The organism is Klebsiella sp. K5-45 (genome assembly GCF_030128605.1).
Lineage (GTDB): Bacteria > Pseudomonadota > Gammaproteobacteria > Enterobacterales > Enterobacteriaceae > Klebsiella > Klebsiella quasipneumoniae.
In genome coordinates, this window is sequence record NZ_JAKUZW010000001.1 from 571,155 (window position 1) to 588,882 (window position 17,728).

The window sequence follows — 17,728 nt, forward strand, 5'->3', positions numbered from 1 at the left end:
TCAATATCCCCGGCCGGTGGGCCGGGGCAGGTGAGTGGTTATTCGGGCAATCAGAAGTCGACGTTGACTCCGAGCTGCCAGGTGCGGCCCGGCATCACCGCCAGCGCTTTATCGTTGGCGTCCTGGTTGGTGCCGGTCTCGATATTGCGGCTGCTCAGGTAATCCCAGTATTTACGATCGGTGAGGTTGTAGACCCCGCCATTGAGGCGCACGTTTTTCGCTACCTGCCAGTACGCGGTCCAGTCCAGCATGCCGTAGCCCGGCACGCGCATATAGTCGCTGCTGGCATCGGTGATGGCGGATCCGCTGTTGCTGTAGCTTTCGCGATTGGTGGCGGTCGCCTGTTTCCCTTTGACGAAGGTCGCCGTCAGGGCGGTGCCGTAGCGTTTCGCCGGATCGTCCCACGCCACGCCGACGATGGCTTTCATCGGCGCTACGCTGTCGAGGTCGACGTATTTATCGCCGCTGTAGCTGGATTTCGATTTCCCTTCGCTATAGCCGAGGGCGAGGGTGGCGCTCAGGCCGTCCACCTGCTCATACCAGGTGCCAAAGTTAAATTTAGTGCTGATTTCACCGCCGTAGATATAGGCTTTATCGCGGTTTTCCGCCTGATAAATGGTGTAGATATTCGACGGCACGTTGGTGAACTGGCCCGGATTATTCGCCCGGGTATAGCGGGTATAGGCGATAAAGTTCTTATAGCTGTTGTAGAACAGCGCCGTGCGCAGAGTGATGCCTTCGGTAACTTCCCCCTTCAGTCCCCACTCAAGATTATCGCTGGTTTCCGTCTTCAGATCGGTATTGCCGATCAGGGCATACTGCTGGCTGCCGGCGTAGCTGGAGCCAAGGTTCCAGGAGCCATACAGCTGGCTGGCGTTGGGGAACTGCGCCCCGCGCTGGTACTGCAGGTAGGTCATCAGACGCGGGGTGAGGTCGTACTGGAAGGTCAACGACGGCAGAACCTGGGTATCGCTGTTTTTACCATACAGCCTGGCCACTGACGATTCGGTCAGCGCGCTGCTGTTGGCGGCGAGGTCGGACAGATTTTCCGGCTTCGTCGATTGATGTACCACACGCACGCCGGGAATAATGGCGAAATTGTGGCTATCGAGATCGAAGTTGATCTTATCCTGAACAAAACCGCCGAGGGTGTAGCTGCGGCTATCCGCCTCCGGCTGCATGATCTCGCTGTAAACGCTGGGGATTGGCGACTGGCTGAACGGCCGCTGGGTTTTGCTGGTGCTGGCGTTAAAGCCGGCGCTCAGATCGTGGCGGCCCAGGGTTTTCGCCAGTGCGGTCTGCAGGCCCCAGGTGTCGGTGTCGTAGTTGGAGTTCACCGTCTGCATTCTGCGGGTGACGCTGTCCGGCATATACGTCCAGTCATGGGCTTCGGTATGCTGGTAATAGATTTTACTGGAGACGCTGTCGAGGTAGTCATTCATCGGCGTCCAGTCATCCTTCAGGCTCAGACCCCAGCGCCGGGTCTGGCTGGTCTGGTTGGCGGTGCCGATGGTGCTGTTGCCGCTGGAGTCCCAGGTATCGTAGTGGGTGTGGTTGGTTTTATGGTAATAGTCGAAGGTGCTGGTTAGCTTGTGCTCGTCGTTGGGCTGCCAGATCCCGGAGGCCAGAAAGGCATCGGAGTGCCAGTTCGCCGGGTAGGCATCGACGGTGCCGCTGTTATTTTCGGTTTCCTGACCATCGCGGCGGCTGTAGACCAAAATGCCGCGCAGGAACTCATCGCCGCCGGCGACGGTCACCCCGTTGTGCCAGCTGCGATCCGCGGAGTCGTAGCCGCTGCGATAGCCGAAGGCGCTGGTTTTGCCCGGGCGCAGGTAATCATCCGCCGATTTCGGGCGGAAGGAGACATTCCCCCCGATGGCGCTGTTGGCCGTTTCCGTCGAGGTGGCGCCGGACTGGATATCCACGCTGCCGTACATATACGGGTCGATATAATCGCGGCCGATGCCGAAGGTGTTGAGCCCGGCGCGACCGACGTAGCCGCGGCCGGTGGCGTTGGGCTGGGCGATACCGTCCACGTCGATGCCTACGCGGTTGCTCTCCATACCGCGAATGTTGTAGCCGGTGTAGCCTCCGCGGTCGAAGCCGCTTTTGCCGTTGCCGGAGCCGCCGCTGGCTCCGGTGGCGCTGATGAGCGGCTCATAGCGCATGATTGAGCCGAAATCGTTAGCGCCTTTATCCTCCAGCTCCCGGGCGCTGATGCTGTGCTCGTTACCGGCTTTTTGCGCCGGCGCGGGAGCGGTGACGGTCATTTGTTCCGAGGTGTCATCCACCGCCTCGCCGCCGATGGCGGAAGTGCCTGCTGCGACGGCAGAAGTTTGATAAATTGCTGCAAGCAAAGAGGTCACCAGCAGGCGTTTTTTACACCCTGCTGCTGACGGAGTCGATTTGTACATAGTCGCCACGCCTTGATCGTTATTAGTATCGGCTCACGCGTTACTTCCAGAGTTGCAGGTTGCTCCGTCTTTTCCGTTGCGGATAGGGTCTAACTCCATTTGTTGATTGCGAATGGTAATGATAGGTATTATCGTTTGCAACAAAATATTGATGTATTCCTCATTTAAACTGCACATTGTTTACACTGTGCCCTTTCAGCCTGAGCGAGATGACGATGAATTCAAAAGCGGCTATCACCATCACCTATTGTTCCCAGTGCAACTGGATGCTGCGCGCCAGCTGGATGGCGCAGGAGCTGTTACACACCTTCAGCACCGATATCGCCTCGGTGACGCTGGTGCCGGGCACCGGCGGGATCTTCACTATCGATATCGACGGCCAGCAGATCTGGGAGCGCAAGCAGGATGGCGGCTTTCCGGATGCGGCAGAGCTGAAACGCCGGGTGCGCGATGTCTGCTTCCCGGAAAAAGCATTGGGGCATGTTGATAAACCCGCTAACCCGACCTGATCGTTAGGAAAGCGGCTGCGTGGCCGGCTTAAAAGGTGTATTATTGATGCATCTTTTTGTGGGGAGGGAAATTGACGGTGGGCAAACGCATCGAACGTGAAAAGCAGACGATCTGTCGGATGATTGGGCTTTATCAGCGCCGCTGTCCGGAGGCCCGCGACGACGCCGAACACTATCAGGCGCTGAACGCCTACGCCGATAAGCGCCTTGATAAGTGCGTGTTTGGCAACAATAAACCGGCCTGCAAGCAGTGTCCGGTGCATTGCTACCAGCCGGCGAAGCGCGAAGAGATGAAGCAGATTATGCGCTGGGCCGGGCCGCGAATGCTCTGGCGTCACCCGATCCTGACCCTTCGCCATCTGCTGGATGACAGGCGGCCGGTGCCGCCGCTGCCGGAAAAATACCGACCGAAAAAATAGCGGCCTTCCCCGGCCTGCGCGGCGCGCAGCCGGCGGACAACTCGCGTTTTTTGTAGCCCCGGTAAGGCGTTAGCCGCCGCCGGGGATGGTTGCTGAAGTTTTCTGTTTCCGGCTATCCCGGATCGTGCTTGCCACAAAGGCGACCACAAACAGCGCGGTGAACAGCACCACGATAGTCGGCGCCGGCGCGCTATCGAGATAAAACGCCAGCCACACCCCTCCCGCCGAGCAGCAGACCGCCACTGCCACCGCCAGCAGCAGGGCGTGGATAAAGCGCCGTACCAGCAGGAGCGCGATCGCCCCGGGGGCAATCAGCAGCGAAATCGACAGAATAATCCCTACCGACTGCAGCGTCGCGACGATGGTCAGGGCGATCATGCACAGCAGGCCGTAGTGCAGCAGCCCCCCGCGCAGGCCGCTGGCTTTGGCCTGCGTCGGATCGAAGGCGTGCAGCAAAAAATCCCGCCATTTCAGCCCGATAATCAGCGCAATCACCAGCGCGATAGCCGCCGTTTGTCCAATATCGCTGAGGGAGATCCCCAGCATGTCGCCGAACAGAATATGGTCGAGATGGACGTCGGACTGGATCGCTACATACAGCACCAGCCCGGCGCCAAACATGCCGGAGAAGACAATTCCCATAATGGTATCGCGTTTGAGGCGGCTGTTATCGTCAAGAAAACCGGTCGTTACGGCACACAGCAGCCCGGCGATAAACGCGCCGATGGCGAAGGGGATGCCGATAATGTAGGCCAGCACCACGCCGGGAAATACCGCGTGGCTCATGGCGTCGCCCATCAGCGCCCAGCCTTTAAGCACCAGAAAGACCGACAGCAGCGCGCAGGGCACGGCGACGACCATCGATACCGTTATCGCGTTGACCATAAATGGAAACTGAAACGGAGCCAGGAACAGATTCAGCATGCAGCCTCCCTGGCGCGGCGGCGGTTGGCCAGCAGGCCATGCTTCGGCGCAAAGATAAAGGTGATGAGGAACAGCAGCGTTTGCGCCACCACGATAATGCCGCCGGTGGCGCCGTCGAGATAGTAGCTGAGCCAGGCGCCGAAGAAGCTGGTCAGGCTGCCGATGACGACGGCGATGGCCAGCAGGCGCGGGAAGCGGTCGGTTAACAGCCAGGCGGTGGCCCCGGGAGTGACCACCAGGCAGATGACCAGAAAGGCGCCGACGGTCTGCAGCGCCGCTACGGTGCAGGCCGCCAGCAGGGTAAAGAACAGCAGCTTCAGGCCGCGGGTGTTCAGACCAATCGAGCGAGCGTGGTTTTCATCGAAGAAGGTCACCATCAGATCTTTCCACTTCAGCAGCAGGATCGCCATCGAGATAAAGCCGATCGCCGCCAGCTGGATAATATCCTCCGGGGCGATGGCCAGAATATTGCCGAGGATAATGGTCTGGATATTCACCGACGTCGGGTTCAGCGACACCATAAACAGTCCGATACCGAAGAAGGAGGAGAAGATCAGGCCGATAATCGCATCCTCTTTTAGCCGCGATCGCTGCTGCAAAAATAGCATACTGCCCGCCGCCAGGCCGCCGGAGAGAAACGCGCCGAGGGCAAACGGCAGGCCGAGCATATAGGCCCCGGCGACGCCGGGCACAATCGAGTGGGAAAGGGCGTCGCCAATCAGCGACCAGCCTTTGAGCATCAGGTAGCAGGAGAGAAAGGCGCAGACGCCGCCCACCAGCGCCGATACCCACATCGCATTGAGCATATAGTGATAGCCAAACGGCTCCAGCAGCCAGCTCATCGTGGTCCTCCCGCCGCGCGCCGGCTGATAAACGGCCGCTCGTCATCGGTGATAATCTGCGCTTCCGCGCCGGTGAGGGCGACGTGGCGCAGCACGCCGCTGAAAGCCCGCTCCAGATTCTCGGCGGTGAAGGTGGTTTCTGTCGGGCCGCTGGCCAGCACGGTGCCTTTTACCATCACCGTATAATCGCAAAACTCACTTACGGACCCGAGGTTATGGGTGGAGACCAGCATGGTGCAGCCCTCATCGCGTAGCTCGCGCAGCAGGCTGATGATCCGCGCTTCGGTCTGCACATCGACGCCGGTAAAAGGCTCATCCAGCAGGATCACCTGACCCTGCTGAGCGATGGCGCGGGCAAGGAAGACGCGCTTTTTCTGCCCACCGGAGAGCTCGCCAATTTGCCGATGGCGGTACTCGCTCATGCCCACGCGGGCCAGCGCGGCATCGACGATTTCGCGATCGCGCGGCTTTGCCCGCCGCAGCCAGCCCATATGGCCGTAGCGGCCCATCATCACCACATCCTCCACCAGCACCGGGAAGGACCAGTCCACCTCTTCCGACTGCGGGACATAGGCGACCAGATTCTGGCGCAGCGCGCGATTGACCGGCTGGCCGAGTATGGCGATCTCGCCGTGACCGATGCGCACAAAGCCCATCAGCGCTTTAAACAGCGTGGATTTACCCGAGCCGTTAACCCCCACCAGCGCGGCAATGGCGCCGCGTGGTACGCTGAACGAGGCGTCGCGCAGGGCGGTGTGGCCGTTGCGCCAGGTAACGGTGAGCTGGTCGACATACAGACCCGCTTGCGCTGTATTCATGGCTGTTTCCTCATCCCGTCCTGGATACCGTTGACGATGGTTTCGGTGGTGACGCGCAGCAGGTCGAGCCAGGTCGGCACCGGGCCGTCGGCGGCGCTCAGGGAATCGACATACAGCAAGCCGCCGTAGTGGGCGCCGGCTTCGCGCGCCACCTGACGCGCCGGTTTATCGGAGATGGTGCTTTCGCTGAAGATGGTCGGGATCTGTTCTCTCTTCATGGTGTCGATAACCTTGCGCACCTGTTGCGGGGTACCCTGCTGGTCGGCGTTAATCGGCCACAGATACAGTTCGCGCAGGCCATAGTCGCGGGCCAGATAGGAGAAGGCTCCCTCGCTGGTGACCAGCCAGCGCTTATCCTCCGGCAGCTGCGCCAGTCTGGCCTGCAGTGGCGCCATCGTCTGGCGGATCTTCTCTTTGTAGGCCTCGGCGTTGCGGCGATAGGTGTCGGCGTGAGGCGGATCGTATTTCACCAGCGCGTCGCGAATATTATCGACATAGATCAGGGCGTTATCTGCCGACATCCAGGCATGGGGATTGGGCTTCCCGCTATAGGGGCCCGCGCTGATGCCCATCGGCTGGATCCCCTCGCTGACCACCACCTCCGGGACGCCCTGCAAGTGCTGATAAAAGCGGGCAAACCACCGTTCGAGATTGAGACCATTGCTGAGGATCAGCTGCGCCCCCTGCGCGCGTTTGATATCGCCGGGGGTGGGCTGGTAGTCGTGGATCTCCGCGCCCGGTTTGGTGATGGAGCTGACGACGGCGGCATCGCCGGCCACGTTCTGCGCCATATCGGCGATAACCGTGAAGGTGGTGATAACCCTGAATTTCTCCTGCGCCGAGGCCGGCGCCGCGGCCAGCAGGGCCAGCGCGCTGGCCAGCAGCAATGATTTCAGCGGTGTCAGATGCAGCATAGGATCCCTCGCAATGGTGTGGTTAATTTCTCAGCGTTTATAGCAATTGCTATGTTATATAGCACAAGCTATTTATAAATGAAAATAATTCTTATTTGCGTGCGGGGATAATAATGAGCCGGGAAACGAAAGCGCGAGAAAGGGGGAGGCAAGGTTGGCCCGGCGCGAACCGGGCGGAGATCAAGAGATATCGGCGACCGACTGGCGCGGGATCAGGCGGCCGGCCAGCGAGCGGCCCTCGGCGGTGAACGTTGGCCGGTCGTCTATCAGGCTGCGAATACGCTGAATACAGTTATCCAGCAGCGCCTCCAGTGGCCATGAGATGCAGGTCAGCGGCGGATAGAGCAGCGAGGCGAGGGGGGAATCCTCAAGGCTCAGCAGGGAGACCTCCTGCGGGACGGCGATGGTGAATTCGCGCAGCAGGCGCATTGCTTCAGCCGCGTAGCGGTCGCGTTTAACGATAATGACTGAGTATTTACTGAAGCTGTTAATTAAGGTCAGCAGCGCCTGCTCGACATCATCGTTGGCCGTCAGCACCAGCTGGCGGTTAAAAGGAATGGAGTAGTTCTGCAGGACGTTGCGGTAGCCTTCCAGCATCTGGCGGCTGGCATCGTCGCTATCGCTGTCCACCAGCAGGGCGATGTTGCGGTGTCCCTTGCCAATCACATAGCGGCAGGCGCTTTCGGTGGCGAAGGCGAAGTCATAGCCCTGGCTGTTGCTTCCAGCGACGCCGAAGCGGTCAAAGGCGATAACGTTGCGCGGCGCGTCGGCGGCAACGGCGCCCAGCACCACCACCGCCACGCACTGGCGCTGCAGATCGTCGATCGCCGCCGCCTGCTCTACCGGGTCGCTGACGTACTGGACCAGCAGGCTTTTATTCAGCCCTTTCAGCGCCTGCGAGAGGAGCGGCAACAGACGCGCGCCGTGGCTCTCGTCCTGCGCGGAAATCACCAGGCCAACGTGGCTGGATGTCTGACTGGCGAGGTTTTGCGCGGCAAAGCTCGGGCGATAGTTGAGTTCTTCAACGGCCCGCAGCACAGCTTCCCGGCTCTCTTCGCGCACGCCCCGGGTGCCGGTCAGCACGCGGGAAACCGTCGCTCTTGAGACATTCGCTAATCTTGAAACATCATCAATCGTTGGCATGGCTTTTTCTGTCTGGACATTTTCGCCTAGCTTAACATACCTGCTGAAAAAAGTGTCTACCGAGGCCCGTCCGCGGCGCCGGGCAACCGGGGCAGCCAGGCCGCGCCGCGCACGCCGCTGGCGTCGCCGAAGCGGGCCGGTTTGATCTGCGTGCGGCAGCTGTCGGAGAAGATCCACGGCACGATGGCGGCAGGCAGATCGCGATAGATCTGGCTGACGTTGGACAAACCGCCGCCCAGCACAATCACCTGCGGGTCGAGAATGTTGATCACTGACGCCAGGCTGCGGGCAAAGGCGTCGATAAAATGACGCCAGTGGGCCAGCGCGCGCGGATCGCCGTTTTGCGCTGCGGCGACAATGGCTTCCGCACGCGCTTGTTCCCCGTAGCGGCGGGCGAAGCCGGTGCCGGAAACAAAGCTTTCGATGCAGTTCGTTTTGCCGCAGTAGCAGGGCTGCGGCGGGCCATCGCGCTCAGGAGTATAGCCCGGCAGCGGATTATGTCCCCACTCTCCGGCGATAGCGTTGGGGCCGCTGAGCAGCTGTTGATGAACGGCGATCCCGCCGCCGCAGCCGGTACCGATAATCACCCCGAAGACGGTGGTGGCGCCGGCGCCGGCGCCATCGACCGCCTCGGAAAGGGTGAAGCAGTCGGCATCGTTTGCCATCCACACGGGTTGGCCAAGCTGCTGCATGATATCCCGGCGCAGATCGTGGCCGTTGAGCACCAGGCAGTTGCAGTTTTTAATGCGTCCGCTTTGCGGATCGATAGCCCCGGGAAGGCCGATCCCCAGAGTGAACGGCTGCGGGCTGACCGCGCGCATATCGGCAATCAGGGTCAGCAGTTGACGCATAAAGGCGTCATAGCTCTCTTTGTGGGTTGGCCGACGCAGGCGCTGGACGCATTCGCCTGCGGGATCCAGCAGTACGGCCTCCATTTTGGTGCCGCCAATATCTATTCCAAGATGTAACATAGTGACCTCGGGGAATCAGACCCGGCCAGCACGTCTGGCCGGGCAAGGCGCTAGGCGTGAAGCGGTTGCGCGCGGTAAATCGCAATCAGTTCGGCAATCAGCTCTTTCGCCAGAATGGAGGTCATCAGGTGATCCTGAGCATGGACCATCACCAGCGTCATTTTGGTTTTTCCCTCGCCTTCGTCAGCTTCGATAAGCTGGGTCTGCACAAGGTGAGCTTCGCGGGAATAGTGCGCCGCTTCCTGCATTTTGGCGTCGGCGGTGGCGAAATCACCCGCTTTAGCGGCGTGCAGCGCTTCGTAGCACAGGCTACGGGACTGGCCGGCGTTGATGATGATCCCCATCACCTGTTCTTCTAATTCCATGATTATCCTCTGAATCGTTAGCGTTAAGCGGTTTGCGCCGCGTTGTCAGCCTGGTCGACGGCGTTTTCACGCTCCTGGGCCAGCAGCTGTTTTTCGTAAGCTTTGAGAAATGGCAGGTACATCACCATGGCGGTGGCCATACAAATAAGGCACAGGATCACCGGGCTAAAGCTCCAGTTCGCCGCCCACGAGGCGCCGATAGGGGCCGGCGTCGTCCACGGCGTCATCGACACTACGCGGCTGACCAGGTCCAGCTTCAGCGCAAAGTACGCCAGGGTCGCGTTGACCATCGGCACCAGCACGAACGGCAGGAAGAACAGCGGGTTCATGATGATCGGCGCGCCGAACAGAATCGGTTCGTTGATGTTAAATACGCCCGGCACCACGCCCATCCGGCCAATCGTCCGCAGATGCACGGCCTTGCTGCGCAGCAGCATCAGCGCCAGCGGCAGGGTTGAGCCGACGCCGCCGATCAGCAGATAGTGATCCCAGAAGCCCTGGACATAGATGTGCGGGATAGCGGTGCCAGCGGCCATCGCCGCCTGATTGACCGACAGGTTGGCCATCCAGAACGGGTTCATGATCCCGGTGACGATCAGCGCGCCGTGGATCCCGGCGAACCACAGTACCTGACAGACCAGCACTGACAGCAGGATCGCCGGCAGCGTATCGGAAGCTGCGACCAGCGGTTTCACCAGCGACATGATCGCTTCCGGAATGATCATCCCCAGCTGGGCCTCGATAAACAGGTTCAACGGATGTAGCGTCAGGATGATCGCCAGCACCGGGATCAGGATCTCGAACGAGCGCGCTACCCCGGCAGGCACTTCCGGCGGCAGGCGAATGGTGATGTTATGTCGCTTGAGGAAGGCGTACAGCTCGGTGGAATAGATAGCCACCAGAATGGCGGTAAAGATCCCCTGGCCGGAGAAGTAGGCAGTAGAGATCTGGCCATCTTTCAGCGGCGCGGCGACCAGCAGAAACGACATCAGCGACAGCATCCCGGCGGTCAATGAGTCCAGGTGATGGTGCTTGGCGAGGCTGGCGGCGATCCCGACGGTGATAAACAGGGTCATCACCCCCATGCTGAAGTTGAACGGCAGCATCAGCGCCTCGCGATGATCGAGCGAAAATTGCAGCCAGGCGCGGGCAAAGCCCCACGTCGTATCCGGAGAAAACGGCGGGAAGATAAACACCAGCAAAAACGAGCCGACGATCATAAAGGGCAGGGCGGTAATAAAACCGTCGCGGATGGAGGTAACGTATTTTTGCTGGCCGATCGCTCCCGCCATAGGCGTGATCTGCCGTTCGATCACATCGATCAATTTAGCGTACAGAGAGCTCATGATCTTTCCTTAGTTCTTGTTTTCGATGAGGGAAAGGGCGAAATCAAGGACTGCGGCGCCTTTTTGCATGCCGTAGTCCATCATATTGATGGGTTCGACGCGGATACCGTATTTATCCGCCTGCTTTTGCAAATCCTGCTGCATGTATTTCACCTGCGGCCCCAGCAGCACCACCTGATAATGGCCAACCTGTTCGGCGAACTCCGCTACGCCATAGGCGTTGATCTCTACCGGCAGGCCCCGCTGTTCGGCTTCCGCAATCATTTTTTTCATCAGCAGGCTGGTGGACATGCCTGCCGAACAACACAACATAATTTTTTTCATAAGTACCGCTCCTGATGAGGTTGGATGTGCGGACTATAGTCAAAATGGATGCATTACGGAAAGCGCTTTCCATTTATGGATTTATTTATTGTGACCATGATCACCTATGGCAGGCTTTCACTTTCCGGTGTTGTGGGCGATCATCCCGGCGAGACAATCATTCGCAAAGGTAGGAGTATGAACATTCAGTTAATGAATGTGGCCGTGGACATCATCGAGCAGCGGCTGGCGCCGTTGGCGAATGTTCTGACGCGCAACAACCACATTACGGCGATGCGCGATAGCTTTGCGCTGGCGATGCCATTTGTGATTGTTGGCAGCCTGTTGGTTCCCATTTTGTTTCCGCCCGTTTCCATCGACGGCGCCTCGCGTTTCGGCCAGGTCTATTTGCTGCTGCGGCCTATCCTGCTGCCGACCTTTCAGCTAACCATTGGCTTGGTGGCGCTGATTGTCGCTTTCGGCGCCAGCGCCAGTCTCGCCAAGCAGTACCGTCTGCCGGAACGGCTCTGTGGTTTAACCGGGTGTCTGGCTTTTCTGCTGTTTATTGGCTTTCGCGAGACTGCGGTGAGCAACGTTTATCTCGGCGGCATGGGGATATTTACCGCCCTGATATCCAGTACCTATTCCATTGAGATAATTCGTTTTTTCTACAAAAAAGGCTGGTGTATCCGCCTGCCTGATGAAGTGCCGCTGATGACTCGCAATGGCTTTCAACTGCTGATCCCGCTGCTGGTGGTGATGCTGTCGATAAGCGTGATGAATGCCATATTGCTGCAGACGACCGGGCGCATCGTACCGGAGCTAATCAGCGAAGCGGTGCGACCGCTGGTGCTGGCGTCCGACACGTTGATGGCGGTACTTATCTCTTTGTTAATCTGTAACTTACTCTGGTTTATCGGTATCCACGGCGCGCTGATTATCACCGGGATTATGAACCCCTTCTGGATGACCTATCTGTTTGAAAATCAGCAGGCTTTGGCAGCGGGTTCGCCAACGCTGCCGCATATTTATCTGCAGGGATTCTGGGATTTTTACCTGCTGATCGGCGGTATCGGCTCCACTCTGCCGCTGGTATTGATGGCGATGCGCAGCCGCTCACGGCAGCTGAAAAGCGTGGCCAAAATTGGCCTGCTGCCGTCGCTGTTTAATATCAACGAGCCGATACTGTTTGGTTTTCCGGTGATCATGAACCCGGTTTTTTTACTGCCGTTTCTCTTTGTTCCGCTGATAAATGCCTGTATTGCATGGTATTTGACTCAGCTGGGCATCCTCGATCGCGCGGTGGCGATGCTACCCTGGTCGATGCCTTCTCCGCTGGGGGCGGCATGGTCGGCGAACGGCAGCTGGAAAAATTTGTGCATGAGCCTGTTCGCGATGTTTAACGCCTGGATGCTTTATCGCCCCTTCTTCAAAGTTTACGAACGCCAGCTCGCGGAAACCGAGCGCTGATCCCCTCGCCGTCGGCGGCTTATCCCCCGACGGCACCTGTTCACTTTCTCTTTCTTCCGCTCTGCTGCCGGCTTCCGGCGGTATTCTTGTTATTTTATGTGATCAGTCTCACGAATATATTCGTCGCAGAGCGAATTTTGTGAACCAGATAGGCAATTATGGAAAGCGCTTTCCATTAGTGGATGTACATTTCCATTTTTGATCCGTAAATTTCCCCTCCGTTATCGGTTCGTGTTAACAAACATAACGTGGGAAAAAAATAATGATAAAGCTGAAACACTCAATACCTCTGGCTCTCCTCTCGCTGGCCGGGACCAGCAGCCTGGCCTGCGCGGATCCGAAGTATGATTTTGCGCTGCATGGCTATATTCGCTCCGGGATCCTTGCCAATTCTGATGGCAACCGCGCGGACTCCGTCGGCCTGATGCCGGACGGCAAGTGGCGACTGGGCAACGAAGAAGACACCAAGATCGAACTGATCCCCACCGTAACGCTGACGGCGGACAGCGGCGTGGTGGCGAAAGTGCAGGCCAACCTCACTCACCAGTCGAAATGCACCTCCGACTGGAACTGTCAGGATGACGATGGCCATGATGTGCAGTTTCGTGAAGGGTTCGCCGAGCTGAGCAATCTGGATTTTGCGCCGGAGATGACCTTCTGGGCCGGTAAGCGCTACAGCAGCTCCAACACTTCCAGCCATCAGTTTGACTGGGAGTACATTCAATACAATGGCACCGGCGGCGGCTTCGACAACATGGATCTGGGCTTCGCCCGCTTCGACGCCGGGGTCTACGCCTTTTCGCCCACCGATGAAACCAAAGCCTACCCGGTGGATAAGGGAGATCAGGGCTACCCGGATGATTACTCCCTCAACCTGTGGCTGAAAAAGATCGCCGGGACAGGCTTCGATCTGGAGCTGATCGGCCACCACATGAACCGTAACGAAAAGCATCCGACTTCCGCCGAAAAGGGCTATGGCGTGACCGGTATTTATAACTTTGACGGTTTTTATGGCCTCACCGGGGGGTACTCCCGCCTCGCATTGCAGTACGGCAAAGGGCTGGCGGCGGGCGACTCGCTGGGTAAAAACGGCTGGGGCTGGGCCAATCTGGAAAACACCCAGTCCTGGCGGGTGGTGCTGGATAGCGTGGCCTCGATGGGCGATCTGGAAATCTCCACCTTCGCCTTCTGGCAGAAGGATAAAAACTACCGCTGGTGGACGGAAGATGACAATGGCTGGGGACGCTCGATGTGGGTCGCCGGTATCCGCCCCTATCATCAGATCACCCGCAACTTTGCCATGCAGTACGAGCTGGGCTACGAATACCTGGATGACAAAAACTACAAAGGGGTTAACGGCAAAGGCAAAGGCGGCCTGACCAAAGTCACCGTTGCGCCAACGCTGACTTTTGACTCCGGCTTCTGGGCGCGCCCGCAGCTGCGTTTCTTCGTCACCTACGCGAAGTGGGACAAAGGTGTCTCCGATGCGCTGGACGGCAACTACAACTGGGATACCAATACCATCACCGCCGGCGGTTATTCCCGCAGTGGCTCAACCGACACCGTTAACTTCGGCGTACAGGCCGAAGTCTGGTTCTAAGGAGAGACAGCGATGAAGCCGATGAAAAACCTGCTGCTAATGGGGCTGCTCTCCGCGCTGGGGGCCGGCGGGGCGCTGGCCGCCGAGCGCTCGCATTTTGAACATTTTATCACTCGCGACGGCGCCGCTCTCAAGGATGGCGATAAGGTGTTTCGCTTCGCCGGGATCCACGCGCCGGAGCTGCACCGCATTGAAGACGACGCCCGCGGCCCCTGCAGGGCAGACCCGCGCGGCTGGGGGCAATACTTTAAATGGCCGACGGCCCAGGAGCAGCAAAACTGGATCCAGGCGATGGTGCAAACCGGGGCGAAAGCCCAGCGCGTCTACGTGCTGTCGGTGCAGCAGGAGTTTGACAAGGCCTGCGGCCGCGAGACCCATATTCTCGCGCCGGAAACGGCGGACGGCATGCCGCGGCTGAATGAGAAAGCCATGCGGGTGTATGACAACATGATTGCCGAAGCGGATAAACAGGGATTGCGACTGATTCTGCCCTTTATCGACCACTGGTGGTGGTGGGGCGGGCGCGAGCAGCTGGCGGCGTTCTACCACGAAAAAGCGGAAGACTTTTATCGTACCGATAGCAAGACCTTCAAAGCCTATCTGGATGTGATCCGTCAGGTCATCACCCGGACAAATACCGTCACCGGCCGCGCCTACTTTGATGAGAAGGCGATCATGGCCTGGGAGACCGGTAACGAGCTGGAGGATACCAATGCCGATTTTCTGCAGCAGACCGCGGCGTGGATTAAAAAGTGGGCTCCCAACCAGCTGGTGATGGATGGCACCTATAAGAAAATCAATTCCTTTGCGTTGACTGACCCCAATGTGGATATCGTCAGCAATCACTATTACACCAACGCCGATAATAACCATCCCGGGCAGGTGACGCAGGATCTACGCGCCGTCGGCGGGCAAAAAGTCTATCTCGTCGGCGAGTTTGGCTTGCTGCCGGCGGATCAGCTGAACGCCATTATGCAGTCGATTGTTCACAGCGAGGTCAACGGGGCGCAAGCCGCCGGGGGGCTTATCTGGGGCTTCCGCGGCCATCGTCACGACGGCGGCTTCTACTGGCATAAGGAGTCGACCGGACACTACAGCTACCACCTGCCGGGGTTTGCAAAAGAAGGCGAAGCGAACCAGGAGCAGGCGGTGGTCGATCTGGTGCGCACCGCCGCAGCGCAGATGGCCGGGCAGCAGAGGATGGCGCCGCTGCCGAAGCCGGACGCGCCTCTGCTGCGCGAGACCACCTCGCCCTTCGCGATCAACTGGATGGGTGCCGCGGTAGGACGTAGCTACGATGTCGAACGCGCTGGCTCGCCGACCGGGCCGTGGACGGTGGTGGGCCGGGATATCTCCGATGGCGTTAACGAATGGAACCCGGAAACCATGGTTCTGTTCCGCGACGATTATCGTCAGCTTCAGCTCGGGCGGACGTACTATTACCGGGTGACGACGAAAAACGAGAGCGGTCGTTCTGCCCCTTCCAATGTGATTAGCGTGAAGCATAGTGAGGTGAATCAGCCGCCGGCTATCACGCTGGAACCCGCCTTAACTACTACTCAGGACCAGGGCGTCGAGCTTACGGCCAGCTGGCAGGACGATGGCCTGCCGTCGCGAGAGGTGAAAGTGGGCTGGCAGCACGCCGGCGACGGACAGGTACATTTCTGCCATGCCGATCGGCCGCAAACCCGGGCCTGGTTCACGGCGCCAGGCACCTATGCGCTGACGTTCACTGCCGACGATGGGCTGCTGAAAAGCAGCAAAACCGTGACCGTGACGGTGGGCGAGGCGACGGGGAAGGCGCCGGCGGATTTCTGTCGTTATCACGGCAAAGTCTATGGCGTGGCTGAGGGGCGCCTGACGGTAATGAAGAGTGATAAAGACGCGCTGGCAGTTGGCGAGGACGGTTTTCTCGGCCCATTTGCCAGCGAGGGGGATAAGATCAGCTGGCAGGTGCAGGCGCCGTGGAGCGGTCAGTTCCAGCTCAACGTAACCTTCAACGGCAAATGGGGCGGCAAGCAGAACTCCTTTGTCGTCAACGGGGGCGCTCCGCAGGCCGTGGCCTTCCCGCAGACGGATGAGCAGGGCCAGCAGCTGCGGATACCCGTAACGCTGAAAGCGGGGAGCAATCAGGTTGACTTCGGCCGCTTCGCCGGCGACTGGGGCTATATGTTTATTAAATCGATCGAAGTGGTCGCGGAGTAGTACGCTCAGGCTGCGCCAGACGGGCGCAGCCTTTTTTCGAAAGGAGAGGTTATGCAGCAGTATCAGTTTCCGCAAGGGTTTCTGTGGGGGGCGGCGGCGTCCGGCCCGCAAACGGAAGGGGTCACCAATAAGCGCCATCGTTCCATCTGGGACAGCTGGTTTGCTGAACAGCCGGAGCGATTTTATCAACAGGTAGGGCCGCAAACCGTGTGTGATACTTATCATCAGTATCCGCAGGACGTGGCGCTGATGAAACAGACCGGCTTCAACTCGTTTCGAACCTCGATTCAGTGGTCACGACTGATCGCGGATTTTGAAACCGGCGCGCCGGACCCGGACGCGGTGCGTTTTTATCACGCCTATCTTGATGAGATGATCGCCAACGGCATTGAGCCGATGATCAATCTCTACCATTTTGATATGCCGGAGGTGCTGCAGAAACAGTACGGTGGCTTTGAATCGGCGCACGTAGCAGAGCTGTTTGCCCGCTTTGCCCGCACCGCCTTTAACCTGTTTGGCCATAAGGTTAAATACTGGATAACCTTCAACGAGCCGATTGTACCGGTTGAGGGAGGCTTCCTGTACGACTTCCACTATCCGTGTAAGAAAGATGGTCGGCTGGCGGCGCAGGTGGCGTTTAACATTATGCTGGCGCATACCAAAGCGGTAACGGCTTATCGTGAACTGGCGCTGGCGGGCGAGATCGGCGTGGTGCTCAACCTGACTCCGAGCTATACGCTCACCGACAGCGACGCGGATAAAAAGGCCGCCTGGTATGCCGACCTGTTTTTTAACCGCAGCTTCCTTGACCCGCTGGTAAAACATGAATTCCCTAAAGCGCTGTGCGAGATCCTCGCCGCCCACGACTGCCTGCCGACGACCAGCAAAGACGACGTGGCGTTGATCCTCAGCGCGGAGATCGATTTTCTTGGGGTGAACTATTACGTGCCGCGGCGGGTAAAAGCGCGTGAGAGCGAATATGACCTCGATTATTTCACCCCGGAATACTATTTCGAAAACGCGGTGAACCCGCAGGGCCGCTTTAACCCCTATCGTGATAACAACGAGATCCTGCCGCAGGCTATTTACGACATTGCCGCCAATATTCGTGAAAACTACGGCAATATTAAGTGGTATCTCGCGGAAATCGGTATCGCGATGGATCGACAATCAGAGGGAGAGCCCGGGGCGGACGGGGTCATAGACGATACTTTCCGCATTCAACTGATGGAAGAGCATCTGGTGCAGCTGCACCGCGCTATTGCCGACGGCGCGAACTGCTTTGGCGTGCATCAGTGGACGTTTATCGACAACTGGTCGTGGATCAATGCCTTCAAACGGCGCTACGGCTTCTGGCGACTGGATCTGGATACCGGCGAGCGACAGATAAAACGCAATGCGCTGTGGTTTGCCGAACTGGCGACCAGCAACGGTTTTACCCGCGACAAATAGCGCGCTGCGCCAGCGCTCCCTCCTGGCGGCGCG

The 17,728-nt window shown here is 58.8% G+C and carries 16 protein-coding genes; 6 read left to right on the forward strand and 10 right to left on the reverse strand.

The genetic code is table 11. The features are described 5' to 3' along the window. Nucleotides 1-50: 50 nt before the first annotated feature. Entirely contained in the window at nucleotides 51-2,414 is a 2,364-nt protein-coding gene (locus MKS11_RS02885; protein ID WP_017899164.1) for a TonB-dependent receptor domain-containing protein, read from the reverse strand. 215 nt (nucleotides 2,415-2,629) lie between these two features. Here MKS11_RS02885 and MKS11_RS02890 point away from each other — a divergent pair, with 215 nt between their 5' ends. Together MKS11_RS02890 and MKS11_RS02895 are read left to right on the forward strand one after the other, a co-directional pair. After that, a complete protein-coding gene (locus MKS11_RS02890; protein WP_004205627.1) occupies nucleotides 2,630-2,923 on the forward strand; it encodes a SelT/SelW/SelH family protein in 294 nt (97 codons plus the stop codon). Nucleotides 2,924-3,000: 77 nt separating this feature from the next. Then, nucleotides 3,001-3,342, forward strand: a complete 342-nt coding sequence (locus MKS11_RS02895) for a nitrous oxide-stimulated promoter family protein (RefSeq protein ID WP_074377604.1) — start codon at nucleotides 3,001-3,003, stop codon at nucleotides 3,340-3,342. 69 nt (nucleotides 3,343-3,411) lie between these two features. Here the strand turns inward: MKS11_RS02895 and MKS11_RS02900 are convergent, their stop codons facing one another. The 9 genes from MKS11_RS02900 to MKS11_RS02940 all read right to left on the reverse strand — a co-directional run bounded on the left by MKS11_RS02900 (nucleotide 3,412) and on the right by MKS11_RS02940 (nucleotide 10,989). After that, nucleotides 3,412-4,266, reverse strand: coding sequence for a metal ABC transporter permease (locus MKS11_RS02900; protein WP_023319001.1), 855 nt, complete (start codon nucleotides 4,264-4,266; stop codon nucleotides 3,412-3,414). Beyond that, the gene (gene sitC / locus MKS11_RS02905) at nucleotides 4,260-5,108 is read right to left on the reverse strand and encodes an iron/manganese ABC transporter permease subunit SitC (RefSeq protein ID WP_048325503.1); all 849 of its coding nucleotides are present in this window, start codon (nucleotides 5,106-5,108) and stop codon (nucleotides 4,260-4,262) included. Before sitC ends, MKS11_RS02900 begins: the two co-directional genes overlap by 7 nt. Next, entirely contained in the window at nucleotides 5,105-5,926 is an 822-nt protein-coding gene (locus MKS11_RS02910) for a manganese/iron ABC transporter ATP-binding protein (protein ID WP_023318999.1), read from the reverse strand. Before MKS11_RS02910 ends, sitC begins: the two co-directional genes overlap by 4 nt. Then, on the reverse strand, nucleotides 5,923-6,840 hold the full coding sequence (locus tag MKS11_RS02915; RefSeq protein ID WP_087770876.1) for a metal ABC transporter substrate-binding protein: 918 nt from the start codon (nucleotides 6,838-6,840) through the stop codon (nucleotides 5,923-5,925). Before MKS11_RS02915 ends, MKS11_RS02910 begins: the two co-directional genes overlap by 4 nt. A 180-nt stretch (nucleotides 6,841-7,020) precedes the next feature. Beyond that, the gene (locus MKS11_RS02920) at nucleotides 7,021-7,983 is read right to left on the reverse strand and encodes a LacI family DNA-binding transcriptional regulator (RefSeq protein WP_004205633.1); all 963 of its coding nucleotides are present in this window, start codon (nucleotides 7,981-7,983) and stop codon (nucleotides 7,021-7,023) included. A gap of 56 nt (nucleotides 7,984-8,039) precedes the next feature. Beyond that, complete coding sequence (locus tag MKS11_RS02925; RefSeq protein ID WP_023318996.1) at nucleotides 8,040-8,954, reverse strand: ROK family protein; 915 nt, start codon at nucleotides 8,952-8,954, stop codon at nucleotides 8,040-8,042. A 50-nt stretch (nucleotides 8,955-9,004) separates the two neighbouring features. Beyond that, nucleotides 9,005-9,319 (reverse strand): PTS lactose/cellobiose transporter subunit IIA, encoded by a 315-nt coding sequence (locus MKS11_RS02930; RefSeq protein WP_002914983.1) that lies wholly within the window; start codon nucleotides 9,317-9,319, stop codon nucleotides 9,005-9,007. A gap of 23 nt (nucleotides 9,320-9,342) precedes the next feature. Beyond that, a complete protein-coding gene (locus MKS11_RS02935) occupies nucleotides 9,343-10,665 on the reverse strand; it encodes a PTS cellobiose transporter subunit IIC (RefSeq protein WP_017899156.1) in 1,323 nt (440 codons plus the stop codon). A gap of 9 nt (nucleotides 10,666-10,674) precedes the next feature. Continuing rightward, a complete protein-coding gene (locus MKS11_RS02940) occupies nucleotides 10,675-10,989 on the reverse strand; it encodes a PTS sugar transporter subunit IIB (protein ID WP_002914979.1) in 315 nt (104 codons plus the stop codon). A gap of 177 nt (nucleotides 10,990-11,166) precedes the next feature. On the opposite strand from MKS11_RS02940, the gene MKS11_RS02945 reads away from it, so the two are divergent. From MKS11_RS02945 to MKS11_RS02960, 4 genes are all read left to right on the forward strand, one after another. After that, entirely contained in the window at nucleotides 11,167-12,438 is a 1,272-nt protein-coding gene (locus tag MKS11_RS02945) for a PTS sugar transporter subunit IIC (RefSeq protein ID WP_004205636.1), read from the forward strand. A gap of 262 nt (nucleotides 12,439-12,700) precedes the next feature. Next, nucleotides 12,701-14,038: a carbohydrate porin gene (locus tag MKS11_RS02950; protein ID WP_004205637.1), complete on the forward strand. Its 1,338-nt coding sequence runs from the start codon at nucleotides 12,701-12,703 to the stop codon at nucleotides 14,036-14,038. 12 nt (nucleotides 14,039-14,050) lie between these two features. Further along, entirely contained in the window at nucleotides 14,051-16,243 is a 2,193-nt protein-coding gene (locus tag MKS11_RS02955) for a CBM35 domain-containing protein (RefSeq protein ID WP_087770875.1), read from the forward strand. Between the two features lie 51 nt (nucleotides 16,244-16,294). Next, a complete protein-coding gene (locus MKS11_RS02960; RefSeq protein ID WP_087770874.1) occupies nucleotides 16,295-17,695 on the forward strand; it encodes a glycoside hydrolase family 1 protein in 1,401 nt (466 codons plus the stop codon). The last annotated feature ends 33 nt before the right edge of the window (nucleotides 17,696-17,728 follow it).

Coding starts and splice junctions, on each gene's coding strand:
- MKS11_RS02925 (WP_023318996.1), bottom strand. CDS start 8,954: ATGTTACATCTTGGAATAGATATTGGCGGCACCAAAATGGAGGCCGTA.
- MKS11_RS02935 (WP_017899156.1), bottom strand. CDS start 10,665: ATGAGCTCTCTGTACGCTAAATTGATCGATGTGATCGAACGGCAGATC.
- MKS11_RS02915 (WP_087770876.1), bottom strand. CDS start 6,840: ATGCTGCATCTGACACCGCTGAAATCATTGCTGCTGGCCAGCGCGCTG.
- MKS11_RS02900 (WP_023319001.1), bottom strand. CDS start 4,266: ATGCTGAATCTGTTCCTGGCTCCGTTTCAGTTTCCATTTATGGTCAAC.
- MKS11_RS02940 (WP_002914979.1), bottom strand. CDS start 10,989: ATGAAAAAAATTATGTTGTGTTGTTCGGCAGGCATGTCCACCAGCCTG.
- MKS11_RS02955 (WP_087770875.1), top strand. CDS start 14,051: ATGAAGCCGATGAAAAACCTGCTGCTAATGGGGCTGCTCTCCGCGCTG.
- MKS11_RS02920 (WP_004205633.1), bottom strand. CDS start 7,983: ATGCCAACGATTGATGATGTTTCAAGATTAGCGAATGTCTCAAGAGCG.
- MKS11_RS02890 (WP_004205627.1), top strand. CDS start 2,630: ATGAATTCAAAAGCGGCTATCACCATCACCTATTGTTCCCAGTGCAAC.
- MKS11_RS02945 (WP_004205636.1), top strand. CDS start 11,167: ATGAACATTCAGTTAATGAATGTGGCCGTGGACATCATCGAGCAGCGG.
- MKS11_RS02910 (WP_023318999.1), bottom strand. CDS start 5,926: ATGAATACAGCGCAAGCGGGTCTGTATGTCGACCAGCTCACCGTTACC.
- MKS11_RS02930 (WP_002914983.1), bottom strand. CDS start 9,319: ATGGAATTAGAAGAACAGGTGATGGGGATCATCATCAACGCCGGCCAG.
- MKS11_RS02885 (WP_017899164.1), bottom strand. CDS start 2,414: ATGTACAAATCGACTCCGTCAGCAGCAGGGTGTAAAAAACGCCTGCTG.
- MKS11_RS02950 (WP_004205637.1), top strand. CDS start 12,701: ATGATAAAGCTGAAACACTCAATACCTCTGGCTCTCCTCTCGCTGGCC.
- sitC (WP_048325503.1), bottom strand. CDS start 5,108: ATGAGCTGGCTGCTGGAGCCGTTTGGCTATCACTATATGCTCAATGCG.
- MKS11_RS02960 (WP_087770874.1), top strand. CDS start 16,295: ATGCAGCAGTATCAGTTTCCGCAAGGGTTTCTGTGGGGGGCGGCGGCG.